Source organism: Streptomyces sp. col6 (assembly GCF_008042035.1).
Classification (GTDB): Bacteria; Actinomycetota; Actinomycetes; order Streptomycetales; family Streptomycetaceae; genus Streptomyces.
Window position 1 is genome coordinate 918,727 of record NZ_RDBL01000006.1, and the last position, 12,217, is coordinate 930,943.

Below are 12,217 nucleotides of genomic sequence, written 5' to 3' on the forward strand. Positions count from 1 at the left end.
TCAGAGCCAGCCGTTGCGCTTGAGCATGCGGTGGATGGAGAAGCAGACCACGCCGATGAAGCCCATCACCATCGGGTAGCCGTACGTCCAGCGCAGCTCCGGCATGTGCTTGAAGTTCATGCCGTAGACCCCGCAGATCATCGTCGGCACGGCCACGATCGCCGCCCAGGACGTGATCTTGCGCATGTCCTCGTTCTGAGCGACGGTCGCCTGCGCCAGGTTGGCCTGGAGGATGGAGTTCAGCAGCTCGTCGAAGCCGATGACCTCCTCCTGGACGCGTACGAGGTGGTCGGCGACGTCCCGGAAGTACTTCTGGATGTCCGGGTCGATCAGCCGCATCGGCCGCTCGCTCAGCAGCTGCATCGGACGCAGCAGCGGGGAGACGGCCCGCTTGAACTCCAGCACCTCGCGCTTGAGCTGGTAGATCCGTCCGGCGTCCGAGCCGCGCGAACTGCCCTTGTCCGGCGTGGAGAAGACCTCGATCTCCACCTCGTCGATGTCGTCCTGCACCGCGCCCGCCACCGCGATGTAGCCGTCGACGACGTGGTCGGCGATGGAGTGCAGCACCGCCGACGGGCCCTTCGCGAGCAGCTCCGGGTCGTCCTCCAGACGGTGGCGCAGGGCGCGCAGCGAGCCCTGGCCGCCGTGCCGCACGGTGATGACGAAGTCCCGGCCGGTGAAGCACATGACCTCGCCGGTCTCCACGACCTCGCTGGTCGCGGTCAGCTCGGCGTGCTCGACGTAGTGGATGGTCTTGAAGACGGTGAACAGCGTGTCGTCGTACCGCTCCAGCTTCGGGCGCTGGTGGGCGTGGACGGCGTCCTCCACGGCCAGCGGGTGCAGCCCGAACTCCCGGGCGATGCCCGCGAATTCCTCCTCGGTCGGCTCGTGCAGGCCGATCCAGGCGAACCCGCCGTCCTCGCGCACCCGGAGCATCGCCTCGCGCGGGGTGGCGCAGGTGCCCTCCACCTCGGCGAGGCGGCGGCCGTCGCGGTAGACCGCGCAGTCGACGACCGCGCTGGAGGCGGACGGGTCGCGGGTGGTGTCGTAGCTGTTGTGCAGGGCGGGGGTCTTGCGCAGGGACGGGCGCACCACGGCGCGCAGGTCACGGATCATCGACATGGCTGGCTCCTTCACGGAGGGCCGTCGTCGAGGGCCTGGAACAGCCCGGAATGGGGACGTGGTCTCACATCCGCAAAGCGGGCGGCACCGCGGCGGCACGATGACGGCGTTCGCTACAGACAGGCAAAAAGGTGTGCTCTTCCGCCGTGCGACATGCCGTGGCCTCGGCCGCGTGTCAGATCACGCGGAGAGGCGCCGAGCGGAGGAGCGGTTGGTACTGCACGGTCGACTTGGATCCACCGCAGCCCCACCTCCTCCGGTCGGTCCCCCGTGGGGGATGACGTTGCGCCGGGACTGAGAGCGACGCTTCTGCGTGCTGTCCCGGCCGGCACCCCAGGCTAGCAGCCGGTACAGGGCCAATCCCTTACTTTGCCCGTTCCATACGCGTCCTATGCTCGCCGCATGGCAGAAATTCTTGCTCTGGTCGAGGCGCGTCTGCGGACGGCCCTGGGTGAACCGGACGCACGCGCGGCAGTGACGTTTCTCGGGACGGACCGGATCGAGGTACTCCGGTTCATCGACGGCGACCTCGTGCGGTACGCCACGCTCGGCATGTCCGCCCAGCCGATGTCCGACCCGACCGCCGTCCTGGCCGACCCGGTGAAGGGCCCGCGCGCCGAGCTGGTGCTCTCGGTACGGGGCGGGCTCGCCGACACCGACCAGGTGCTGCGCAAGCTCGCCGTGCTGGCGGCCTCGCCCCAGGTGGAGGGGCTGGTCGTGGCCCCGGGGGCCTCGCTGGACGTGGGCGAACCGCTGTGGCCGGGTGCGCCGTTCACCTCGGTGCTGGTCGCGGAGAGCGGGGGGCTGGTGGAGGACCTGGAGCTGGATGAAGCTGTGCTGCGCAGCGGCTCCGTGGGGGGTGGCGGTCGGGAGACGGGCGGGCCCCTGGAGCCGGTGCGCTTTCTGCCGCTGCTGCCGATGACGCCCAACGAGGCCGCCTGGAAGCGGGTCCGGGGCGCGCAGGAACTCCAGGAGAAATGGCTGTCGCAGGGGACCGACCTGCGCGATCCCCTGCGGCATTCCGTGACGCTGGACTGACGGCGTCAGTTGGCGAAGACCGTGACGCCGTCCTCCGTCGCGTGCTTCGGCTCCAGCTCCTCCGCCTCGTGGGTCAGCGCGGAGCGCCGGACCCAGACCACGACCGCGCCCAGCAGCGAGGCGACGGCGGCGACCACGAACGGGATGTGGATGTCGCTCCACTCCTCGATCTTCGGGGCCAGGTAGGGCGCCGCGGCGGCGGCGAACCAGCGCACGAAGTTGTAGCCCGCGCTGGCCACCGGGCGCGGCGCGTCCGAGACGCCGAGCGCCAGCTCCGTGTACACGGTGTTGTTCATGCCGATGAGGGCGCCGGAGACGATCGTGCAGACGATGGCCGTGGTGTGGCTGCCGTAGCCCAGGACGACGAGGTCGGCGGCGAGCAGCACCAGGGAGGCGCCGAGCACCTTGAGCGAGCCGAACCGCTTCTGCAGCCGGGGCGCGACGAGCACCGAGAACACCGCGAGCAGCAGGCCCCAGGCGAAGAAGACGGCGCCGGACTTGTACGGCGTCATGTTCAGCACGAACGGGGTGAACGCCAGGATCGTGAAGAACGCGTAGTTGTAGAAGAACGCGGAGGCCGCGACGGAGGCGAGGCCGCCGTGTCCGAGCGCCTTGACCGGGTCGAGCAGTGACGTCTTGCGGGCGGGCTTCGGCTGCTCCTTCAGGAACGCCGTGATGCAGACGAAGCCGATCGCCATCAGCGCGGCCGTCCCGAAGAACGGGTAGCGCCAGCTGGCGTCACCCAGCAGGGCACCGAGCAGCGGTCCGCACGCCATACCGAGGCCGAGCGCCGACTCGTACAGCAGGATCGCCGCCGAGCTGCCGCCGGCTGCCGCGCCGACGATCACCGCGAGCGCGGTCGAGACGAACAGCGCGTTGCCGAGGCCCCAGCCGGCCCGGAAGCCGACCAGCTCGCCGACGGACGAGGAGGTGCCGGAGAGCGCCGCGAAGACCACCACCAGCGCGAGCCCGGCCAGCAGCGTCCTGCGGCCGCCGATGCGGCTGGAGACGAAGCCGGTCACCAGCATCGCGACGGCGGTGATCAGGAAGTACGAGGTGAAGAGCAGCGACACCTGGCTCGGCGTGGCCTCCAGGCCCTTGGCGATGGACGGCAGGATCGGGTCCACCAGGCCGATGCCCATGAACGCGACGACGGAAGCGCCCGCCGTGGCCCACACGGCCTTCGGCTGGCGCAGGATGCTGACCGGCTCCTGGTTGAACGGATCCTCTCCCGGTGCGGCCTCTGACGGCATGGGGCCTCTCCCTCTCCACTGGATCGATGTGTTATGCACATAATAAGTTAGAGAACCTAATGAATGCAAGTTACATCTAAATCGGCCGATGGGGCCCCGGTGGCCCGGACGGTACCGGGGTAGAGGGTTCTGGGTGCGCGCCGCGCGAGGGTGATCGTCCTTGACGCGGTGACGGCCGGAGAGGACCGTTGGAAGCTATGAGGGGCGAACCAAGTTGCCCGAAGTGCGGAGGCCGGGTCAGGGCACCCGGGCTCTTCGCCGACTCCTGGCAGTGCGATGTCCACGGCAGCGTGCATCCGCTCCAGCCGGTCGTCCCGCCGAGCGTCGAGGCGCTCGGCGTGGTGGTGCACCGCGCCCAGGTGCCCGTGTGGATGCCCTGGCCGCTGCCGGTGGGCTGGCTGTTCACGGGCGTGGCCTGCGCCGGAGACGACCGCACCGGCGGACGCGCCACCGCCGTCGCCTGCTCCGGACCCGGACCGCTCGGCGGCATGGGCGAGCTGCTGCTCGTGGCGGAGGAGCTGGGCGTCGGGCTCGGCGCGCGGTACGCCGGGATCGACGGGCCGGACCCGGGGCCCTCGCTGCGGGTGGACGGCCCCCCGGACTCCAAGGTGCTCGCCGCCGGCCGCCCCACGCCGCTCTGGCACGTCAAGGACGCCCCCGCCGACCGGGCCGTCTTCGCGGGCGAGGCGCGCGGACTGTGGCTCTGGGCCATCGTGTGGCCCGAGCAGTCCGGGCTCCTGATGTACGACGAGCTGGTGCTGACGGACCTGCGCGACGCCGGGGGAGAGGTCGACCTGGTGCCCTGCGGCGCGCTGACCCCCCGCCTGCTGACGGGCCCCTGACGGGGCCTCTCGCACCGTCCGGATCAAGCCCGCGCGCCGGTTATCCTTGGGTGTCCCCCCGTCCGCCGTGAGCACTGGAGTCCGTGTCGTGCGCATCGACCTGCACACCCACTCCACCGCGTCGGACGGCACGGACACCCCCGCCGAGCTGGTGCGCAATGCCGCCGCCGCGGGCCTGGACGTCGTCGCCCTCACCGATCACGACACCGTGCGCGGGCACGCCGAGGCCGCCGCCGCGCTCCCCGACGGGCTGACGCTCGTCACGGGCGCCGAACTCTCCTGCCGCATCGACGGCGTGGGCATGCACATGCTGGCGTACCTCTTCGACCCGGAGGAGCCCGCGTTCGCGGCCGAGCGCGAGCTGGTGCGCGACGACCGGGTGCCGCGCGCCCGGACCATGGTCCGCAAGCTCCGCGAGCTGGGCGTCCCGGTCACCTGGGAGCAGGTCGCCCGGATCGCCGGCGACGGCTCGGTCGGCCGGCCGCACGTCGCCACCGCCCTCGTCGAGCTCGGCGTCGTCGCGACCGTGTCCGACGCCTTCACGCCCGACTGGCTCGGTGACGGCGGACGCGCGTACGCCGACAAGCACGAGCTGGACCCCTTCGACGCGATCCGGCTCGTCAAGGCCGCCGGCGGCGTCACCGTCTTCGCCCACCCGGCCGCCGTCAAGCGCGGCCGTACGGTCCCCGAGGCCAGGATCGCCGAGCTGGCCGCCGCCGGGCTCGACGGCATCGAGGTCGACCACATGGACCACGACGAGCCCACCCGGACCCGGCTCCGCTCGCTCGCCCGCGAGCTGGGGCTGCTGACGACCGGCTCCAGCGATTACCACGGCAGCCGCAAGACCGTGGAGCTCGGCGCGTACACCACCGACCCCGAGATCTACGGCGAGATCACCCGGCGCGCCACGGGAGCCTTCCCGGTGCCGGGAGCCGGCGGACCCGCCGCGCTGTAACGGCACCGGGTCCTCACCCGCTCGTTTCCCTGTACATCCCACCGCCGTCCGGCACGTCCGGGCGGCGGTGCGGTGCGCCTCTTCCCCGCGGCCACCCACCGCATGCCCGCTCTCTCCCCGCAAGGCTCACCCGTGTTCGACGTCGCTGTCTTCGGATCCCTTTTTCTCACGCTTTTCGTGATTATGGATCCGCCCGGAATCACTCCGATCTTCCTCGCCCTCACCGCGGGCCGCCCCGCCAAGGTGCAGCGCCGGATGGCGCTCCAGGCCGTCGCCGTCGCCTTCGGCGTGATCGCCGTCTTCGGCGTGCTCGGCCAGCAGATCCTGGACTATCTGCACGTCTCCGTCCCGGCGCTGATGATCGCCGGCGGTCTGCTCCTGCTGCTCATCGCGCTCGACCTGCTGACCGGCAAGACCGACGAGCCGACGCAGACCAAGGACGTCAACGTCGCCCTCGTACCGCTCGGCATGCCGCTGCTGGCCGGTCCCGGCGCGATCGTCTCGGTGATCCTCGCCGTGCAGCACGCCGACAGCGTGGCGAGCCAGGTCTCCGTCTGGACGGCGATCGTCGCCATGCACGTCGTGCTCTGGCTGACCATGCGCTACTCGCTGCTGATCATCCGCGTCATCAAGGACGGCGGCGTCGTGCTCGTCACCAGGCTGGCGGGCATGATGCTGTCCGCCATCGCCGTGCAGCAGATCATCAACGGCGTCACCCAGGTCATCCAGGGCACCTGAGACCGGCCCGCACACCACAGCGCCCCCGCACGGATGTTCCGTGCGGGGGCGCTTCGTCTTCGTTACGTCGACAACTCACATCGGCAAGGTGTTATGAAGCCGGACTTTCGGCCGGTCGGATATAGATGCGCTGGCCCGTGGCGGCGGCCTGCTGCACGATCCGGTTGACGGAGGCGGCGTCCACGACGGTGCTGTCCACGGCGGTACCGTCGACATCGTCGAGTCGCATGATCTCGAAGCGCATAAGGCTTCCCTTCGTCTGATCCTCCTGCTGGAGAACTACTGGGAGGACGGTGTCCCGTCCGCAAGGATGAGGAGCGCCAGGCATGTCTGTCGTGCGCCCCACGAACGGTTCAACGGCTTGCCCCCTGCAAACATTCCCTACGCTAAGGAAATTTTTTGGATGTCTAAGTACCGGCTGGTAATCAAGGGTCCACGGACGACCGGCAGCGCGACGGGACGCGCATGAACGACGCGGAGATCGGCGAGCGGCTCGACCGCACCAACGCACTGCTCGAACGCGTACTCGCCGAGGTCTCGAAGACCCCCTCGACCCACGCGATCTTCGTGGACGCGGGCTATGTGTACGCCGCCGCGGGGCTGCTCGTCACCGGCACCGAGGACCGGCGCTCCTTCGACCTCGACGCCGAAGGGCTGATCGAGGCCTTCATCGACAAGGCCCGCACCATCTTCGCGGACAGCAGACTGCTGCGCGTGTACTGGTACGACGGGGCCAGGCGCCGCATCCACACCACCGAGCAGCAGACCATCGCCGAACTCCCCGACGTCAAGGTCAGACTCGGCAACCTCAACGCCAACAACCAGCAGAAGGGCGTCGACTCCCTCATCCGCACCGACCTGGAGTCGCTCGCCCGCCACCGGGCCATCAGCGACGCCGCGCTCGTCGGCGGCGACGAGGACCTGGTGTCGGCCGTCGAGGCCGCGCAGGGCTACGGCGCCCGGGTCCACCTGTGGGGCATCGAGGCGGGCGAGGGGCGCAACCAGGCGGAGCCGCTGCTCTGGGAGGTGGACAGCCAGCGCACCTTCGACCTGGACTTCTGCCGCCCGTACGTGACCAGACGCGCCGTCACCACCTACGAGGAGGACGGCCCCGCGCCCTCGCGCGAGGACGTCCGTTTCGTCGGCGCCCAGATCGCCGCCGCCTGGCTCGCCGCGCGCGGCCGCGAATCCCTGGCCGACCTGCTGCCCGGCCACCCGTACCTGCCGGGCTCGGTCGACCAGGACCTGCTGCACGAGGCCGAACGCCTCCTCCAGCGTTCCCTGCGCGGCCACCCACCGCTGCGGCGGGCGCTGCGCGACGGCTTCTGGCAGCACCTCCAGGCCCAGTACTGATACCGCTGTCGCGGGGGTTACGGGGAGCCGTTACAGGCCCTCCCAGAACGCGACGAGGGCCTCGGCGGTCTCCTGCGGCCGGTCCGTGTTGGGGGAGTGCTCGGCGCCCTCGATACGGGTCCGGAGCGCGCCGAGGCGTACGGCCATCTCGTCGAGCACCGGCACCGGCCAGACGTCGTCGGCCTCACCGGAGATGACGTGCACCGGCAGACCTGCCGCCACGACCTCGGCCACCCGGTCCGGCTCGGTGGCCAGCTGACGGCCCGTCGCGATCAGCTGGGCCGGATGGTGGAGAAGCCAGCGCCGCCGCAGGTCCTCGCCGTCCGTGTCCGCCTCGGCCGGCGGGTCGAAGGCGCGCATTGCGGCCCAGACGTCGGCCATGGTCATGGTCGCCAGCGCGTCACCGAGGATCTTCAGCTTGACCTGCTGCTCCTCGACGACCTCGGCGGGCCCCGAGGACATCAGAGTCAGGGAACGGAACGGCGCGGCGTCCAGCAGGACGGCCGCCCGGCCGATCTGCCCGCCGAGCGAGTGCCCCACCAGGTGCACCGCGCCCTCACCGAGCGCGGCCGCCTGGGAGAGCACGTCACGGGCCAGCTGGTCCTGGGCGTACACCCCGGGGTCGTCGCTCCCGGAGCTCTCGAACTGCCCGCGGCCGTCGACGGCGACGGCACGGTATCCGGCGTCCGCGAGCGGTTGCAGCAGGGCGATGAAGTCCTCCTTGCTGCCGGTGTATCCGGGCACCAGAAGGGCGGTGCCGCGCGGTGCCCCGGAAGGGGCGGCGTCCAGCACGGCGAACTCCCCGCGCGCGGTGGGCAGCGCACGCGCCCGTGCGCAGGAGGGCGGGATGAAGGTGGGTGGCCTGCTCATGGAACGAGGTTAAGTCGTGGCGCGGAGGACGGCGCTCGGGGATGCCTGGAGGACCGCACCGGCCCGGGACACGAACGACGGGCGGCCCCGGGGAAAGATCCCCGGGGCCGCCCGTCGGGTGGTGGTGCCTGGTCCGCTCAGCTCTCGGCCTTCGCGGCGGCGCGCGGCGCGCGGCGGCGGCGCGGCTTGGCCTCGCCCCCGTCGGTCGCGGTCTCCGCCACGGCCTCCGCCTTGGGCTTGGCGGCCGTACGCGTACGGCGGCGCACCGGCTCGGGCTCGGAGATCGGCGCGATCTGGAAGTCGACCTCGTCCTCTGCCGGCTTGATCACGCGGGGACGGCGGCGCGGCCGGGTGACGGCGGGCGCCTCCGGCTCGGCCACGGGCGCGGTCTGGAAGCCCGCGTCCTCGGTCACCGGCTTGGCCACCCGGGCGCGGCGGCGACGCGGCTTGGCCTCCTCGGTCACCGTCTCGGCCACGGCCTCGGCGGCGACGACCTCGGCGACGGCCTCCGTCTTCGGCTTGGCGGCCCGGCTCCGGGTGCGCTTCTTCGGCGCGGCCTCGGCCTCCGGCTCGCTCGCCACGGCCACGGGGGCCTCGGCCACGGCGACCGCGGCCTCGGCGGCGGCCTCCGCGGCGCCGACCCGGGTGCGACGGCGGCGGCGCGGGGTGCGCGGGCCGTCGGCCACCGGCTCGGAACCGGCCTCGGCGGCCGGCGCGGGCACGGTCGCCGCGTCCTCGGTGAGCGTCGTGCCACCACGGGTGCGCCGGCGCTGACGCGGGGTGCGCGGAGCACGCTCCTCACGGGCGGCGGGCGCCGGGGCGGCGGACCTGCGGCCACGGCCGCCCGTCTCGCCCAGGTCCTCGATCTCCTCGGCCCCCAGACCGGCACGGGTGCGCTCGGCACGCGGCAGGACACCCTTGGTGCCGGCCGGGATGGCGAGGTCCTCGTACAGGTGCGGGGAGGTCGAGTACGTCTCGACCGGGTCCGGGAAGTTCAGGTCCAGGGCCTTGTTGATCAGCTGCCAGCGCGGGATGTCGTCCCAGTCGACCAGCGTGATCGCGATGCCCTTGGCGCCCGCGCGGCCGGTCCGGCCGATGCGGTGCAGGTAGGTCTTCTCGTCCTCGGGCGACTGGTAGTTGATGACGTGGGTGACACCCTCGACATCGATACCGCGGGCGGCGACGTCGGTGCAGACCAGCACGTCGACCTTGCCGTTGCGGAAGGCCCGCAGCGCCTGCTCGCGGGCTCCCTGGCCGAGGTCGCCGTGGACGGCGCCGGAGGCGAAGCCGCGCCGCTCCAGCTGCTCGGCGATGTCGGCCGCGGTGCGCTTGGTGCGGCAGAAGATCATCGCGAGCCCGCGGCCCTCGGCCTGGAGGATGCGCGAGACCATCTCGGGCTTGTCCATCGAGTGGGCGCGGTACACGTACTGCGCCGTGTTCTTGACGGTCGTGCCCTCGTCGTCGGGCGAGGTGGCGTTGATGTGCGTCGGCTGCGACATGTAGCGGCGCGCGAGCGAGATGACCGCGCCCGGCATGGTGGCCGAGAACAGCATGGTCTGGCGCTTGGCCGGCAGCATCGTGATGATGCGCTCGACGTCGGGCAGGAAGCCCAGGTCCAGCATCTCGTCGGCCTCGTCGAGGACGAGCGCGCGGACCTTGGAGAGGTCCAGCTTGCGCTGGCCCGCGAGGTCGAGCAGCCGGCCGGGGGTGCCGACGATCACGTCGACGCCCTTCTTGAGGGCCTCGACCTGGGGCTCGTAGGCGCGGCCGCCGTAGATCGCGAGGACCCGGACGTTGCGCACCTTGCCGGCGGTGAGCAGGTCGTTGGTGACCTGCTGGCACAGCTCGCGGGTGGGAACGACGATCAGGGCCTGCGGGGAGTCCGTCAGCTCCTCCGGCTTCGCGCGGCCCGCCTCGACGTCGGCGAGGACGGTGACGCGCTCCAGCAGCGGGAGGCCGAAGCCGAGCGTCTTGCCGGTGCCGGTCTTGGCCTGGCCGATGACGTCGGACCCGGAGAGGGCGACGGGGAGCGTGAGCTCCTGGATGGGGAAGGGGGACGTGATGCCGACGGCCTCAAGGGCCTCGGCCGTCTCGGAAAGAATCCCGAGGTCTCGGAACGTAGTCAGGGTGCTGCCTCTTCTGTGAGACGCGGTCCGAGGCGAACGAAGGGGGTCGTACCGTGCCGGGGTTGGTCATCCGGCGGGATAAGCCGGGTGGCGCGGGACCACTGCCGTCGCTCGAGCGCTCGTGCCGCTGAGGGGGCCCCTCATCTGCGGTCGTACGTGTGCACGCACCGCGTGGAGGGCTGTCGGGTCGGAGCCGATCGGGCCACCGACCGGGCATCCTCATTCAATTTCGCGCTACGAGCAGATGCAAAGTGCTCAGTAAGCGCATTACCACTGTACCCCGGATCCGCGCATCTGTGTTGGGTGAATTCGTCGGATCGGTGTGACATGGGTCGACGGGCGGACCCTTCCGCCTCCGCTCGGGCGGGCTATTCTGCGCTGCATGGAGACGCCTGACAACGCCACTGACACCCCCGCGACGACCAGAATCGCCGACCAGGACTGGGCCACCGCGTCCGCGCAGCCGCAGTACCGGGCGGCCGTCGTCGATCTGCTGGGCGCACTCGCCTACGGGGAGCTCGCGGCCTTCGAGCGGCTCGCCGAGGACGCCAAGCTCGCGCCGACCCTGGCCGACAAGGCGGAGCTGGCGAAGATGGCGTCCGCCGAGTTCCACCACTTCGAGCAGCTCACCGAGCGGCTGACGGCCATCGAGGTCGAGCCGACCGCCGCCATGGAGCCGTTCGCCCGCGCGCTCGACGACTTCCACCGCCAGACCGCCCCCTCCGACTGGCTGGAGGGCCTGGTCAAGGCGTACGTCGGCGACTCGATCGCCAGCGACTTCTACCGGGAGGTCGCGGCCCGGCTCGACTCCGACACCCGCTCCCTGGTCCTCGCCGTGCTCGACGACACGGGCCACGGCAACTTCGCCGTCGAGAAGGTGCGCGCGGCGATCGAGGCGGAGCCGAGGGTCGGCGGCCGGCTGGCGCTGTGGGCGCGGCGGCTCATGGGCGAGGCGCTCTCGCAGGCGCAGCGCGTGGTCGCGGACCGTGACGCGCTGTCGACGATGCTGGTCGGCGGGGTCGCCGACGGCTTCGACCTGGCGGAGGTCGGCCGGATGTTCTCCCGGATCACCGAGGCGCACACCAAGCGCATGGCCGCCCTGGGGCTCGCGGCGTAGGGAGAGCCGGCGTCAGGCGGCGGCCGACCGGCTCAGCCGGCGGCTGCGCGGCCTGATCAGCAGCGACACCGTCACGGCGGCGATCAGCACGGCACCCACCACCGCGGCCGCCGCGTGGCCCCCGCCGAGCACCGAGTGCATGAGGGACGCGCCGAACACGGCGCCGAGCGTCCCCGTGCCGAACACGGTCCGGCGGGCCGGGAGGCGGCCCGGCAGCGAGCGCAGTGCCGCCCAGGAGAGGACTGCTCCGAGCACGACGGCGCTCAACGTTTCCAGGATCACGGACGATCACCTCGCAGATACGGAACGGACGCTTCGGTCCTGGTCGTACTACCCGTGAGCGGCCGGTCACAACCCTCCCGCGCACAGGCTTCGCCCAGCCGTCGCGCAGGGAAGCGGAATGCGCGGACGGGAGCAACGCGAAGCGGCCCGGCGGGGAATCCCCGACCGGGCCGCTTCGTGCGGTCTTCGCGTCCGTGCGCCTCTACAGCGCGCCGAACCCCACCCGTCGCGTGCTGGGCTCGCCGATCTCCACATAGGCGATCCGGTCGGCCGGCACGAGGACCTTGCGGCCCTTCTCGTCCGTGAGGCTGAGCAGCTGCGCCTTGCCGGCGAGAGCCTCGGACACCGCGCTCTCGACCTCTTCGGCGGAAAGCCCGCTCTCCAGAACGATCTCCCGGGGCGTGTGCTGCACCCCGATCTTGACCTCCACGGCTATGTCCCTCCGACGGTCAGTCCCTGCGCGGTGAACCGCGCCGTACGCAGCACACATTAGCCCGCTGAGGGGACTCGTCAGGGCGCCC

Annotated in this window: 13 protein-coding genes; 6 read left to right on the plus strand and 7 right to left on the minus strand. The window is 71.5% G+C overall.

Annotated features, from left to right (window positions below; genetic code table 11):
* Positions 1–1,122, minus strand: coding sequence for a magnesium and cobalt transport protein CorA (locus EAO73_RS08280; RefSeq protein ID WP_147970753.1), 1,122 nt, complete (start codon positions 1,120–1,122; stop codon positions 1–3).
* Positions 1,123–1,524: 402 nt separating this feature from the next.
* Between EAO73_RS08280 and EAO73_RS08285 the strand changes: the two genes are divergently transcribed.
* Entirely contained in the window at positions 1,525–2,160 is a 636-nt protein-coding gene (locus EAO73_RS08285) for a suppressor of fused domain protein (protein WP_147970754.1), read from the plus strand.
* 5 nt (positions 2,161–2,165) lie between these two features.
* Here EAO73_RS08285 and EAO73_RS08290 read toward each other — a convergent pair whose 3' ends face one another.
* Complete coding sequence (locus tag EAO73_RS08290) at positions 2,166–3,413, minus strand: MFS transporter (protein WP_147970755.1); 1,248 nt, start codon at positions 3,411–3,413, stop codon at positions 2,166–2,168.
* A 197-nt stretch (positions 3,414–3,610) separates the two neighbouring features.
* Here EAO73_RS08290 and EAO73_RS08295 point away from each other — a divergent pair, with 197 nt between their 5' ends.
* From EAO73_RS08295 to EAO73_RS08305, 3 genes are all read left to right on the plus strand, one after another.
* Positions 3,611–4,255 (plus strand): DUF6758 family protein, encoded by a 645-nt coding sequence (locus tag EAO73_RS08295; RefSeq protein ID WP_147970756.1) that lies wholly within the window; start codon positions 3,611–3,613, stop codon positions 4,253–4,255.
* 88 nt (positions 4,256–4,343) lie between these two features.
* Positions 4,344–5,210, plus strand: coding sequence for a PHP domain-containing protein (locus EAO73_RS08300; RefSeq protein WP_147970757.1), 867 nt, complete (start codon positions 4,344–4,346; stop codon positions 5,208–5,210).
* Between the two features lie 132 nt (positions 5,211–5,342).
* Positions 5,343–5,948 (plus strand): MarC family protein, encoded by a 606-nt coding sequence (locus EAO73_RS08305; protein WP_147970758.1) that lies wholly within the window; start codon positions 5,343–5,345, stop codon positions 5,946–5,948.
* A 91-nt stretch (positions 5,949–6,039) separates the two neighbouring features.
* Here EAO73_RS08305 and EAO73_RS35865 read toward each other — a convergent pair whose 3' ends face one another.
* Complete coding sequence (locus EAO73_RS35865; protein WP_018520873.1) at positions 6,040–6,192, minus strand: hypothetical protein; 153 nt, start codon at positions 6,190–6,192, stop codon at positions 6,040–6,042.
* 221 nt (positions 6,193–6,413) lie between these two features.
* Between EAO73_RS35865 and EAO73_RS08315 the strand changes: the two genes are divergently transcribed.
* Positions 6,414–7,301, plus strand: coding sequence for an NYN domain-containing protein (locus EAO73_RS08315; RefSeq protein WP_147970759.1), 888 nt, complete (start codon positions 6,414–6,416; stop codon positions 7,299–7,301).
* 30 nt (positions 7,302–7,331) lie between these two features.
* Here EAO73_RS08315 and EAO73_RS08320 read toward each other — a convergent pair whose 3' ends face one another.
* Both EAO73_RS08320 and EAO73_RS08325 read right to left on the minus strand, forming a co-directional pair.
* On the minus strand, positions 7,332–8,171 hold the full coding sequence (locus tag EAO73_RS08320; protein WP_147970760.1) for an alpha/beta fold hydrolase: 840 nt from the start codon (positions 8,169–8,171) through the stop codon (positions 7,332–7,334).
* A gap of 137 nt (positions 8,172–8,308) precedes the next feature.
* Complete coding sequence (locus EAO73_RS08325; protein WP_191134019.1) at positions 8,309–10,234, minus strand: DEAD/DEAH box helicase; 1,926 nt, start codon at positions 10,232–10,234, stop codon at positions 8,309–8,311.
* Between the two features lie 445 nt (positions 10,235–10,679).
* Here EAO73_RS08325 and EAO73_RS08330 point away from each other — a divergent pair, with 445 nt between their 5' ends.
* On the plus strand, positions 10,680–11,414 hold the full coding sequence (locus EAO73_RS08330; RefSeq protein ID WP_147970762.1) for a ferritin-like fold-containing protein: 735 nt from the start codon (positions 10,680–10,682) through the stop codon (positions 11,412–11,414).
* A gap of 12 nt (positions 11,415–11,426) precedes the next feature.
* Here the strand turns inward: EAO73_RS08330 and EAO73_RS08335 are convergent, their stop codons facing one another.
* A complete protein-coding gene (locus tag EAO73_RS08335; protein ID WP_147970763.1) occupies positions 11,427–11,696 on the minus strand; it encodes a hypothetical protein in 270 nt (89 codons plus the stop codon).
* A gap of 202 nt (positions 11,697–11,898) precedes the next feature.
* Entirely contained in the window at positions 11,899–12,126 is a 228-nt protein-coding gene (locus tag EAO73_RS08340) for a DUF3107 domain-containing protein (RefSeq protein ID WP_024490505.1), read from the minus strand.
* Between the last annotated feature and the right edge of the window lie 91 nt (positions 12,127–12,217).

Excerpts from the sequence above, each read along its gene's own strand:
- EAO73_RS08295 (WP_147970756.1), top strand. The coding sequence starts at position 3,611 with ATGAGGGGCGAACCAAGTTGCCCGAAGTGCGGAGGCCGGGTCAGGGCA.
- EAO73_RS08280 (WP_147970753.1), bottom strand. The coding sequence starts at position 1,122 with ATGTCGATGATCCGTGACCTGCGCGCCGTGGTGCGCCCGTCCCTGCGC.
- EAO73_RS08320 (WP_147970760.1), bottom strand. The coding sequence starts at position 8,171 with ATGAGCAGGCCACCCACCTTCATCCCGCCCTCCTGCGCACGGGCGCGT.
- EAO73_RS08315 (WP_147970759.1), top strand. The coding sequence starts at position 6,414 with ATGAACGACGCGGAGATCGGCGAGCGGCTCGACCGCACCAACGCACTG.
- EAO73_RS08290 (WP_147970755.1), bottom strand. The coding sequence starts at position 3,413 with ATGCCGTCAGAGGCCGCACCGGGAGAGGATCCGTTCAACCAGGAGCCG.
- EAO73_RS08285 (WP_147970754.1), top strand. The coding sequence starts at position 1,525 with ATGGCAGAAATTCTTGCTCTGGTCGAGGCGCGTCTGCGGACGGCCCTG.
- EAO73_RS08330 (WP_147970762.1), top strand. The coding sequence starts at position 10,680 with ATGGAGACGCCTGACAACGCCACTGACACCCCCGCGACGACCAGAATC.
- EAO73_RS35865 (WP_018520873.1), bottom strand. The coding sequence starts at position 6,192 with ATGCGCTTCGAGATCATGCGACTCGACGATGTCGACGGTACCGCCGTG.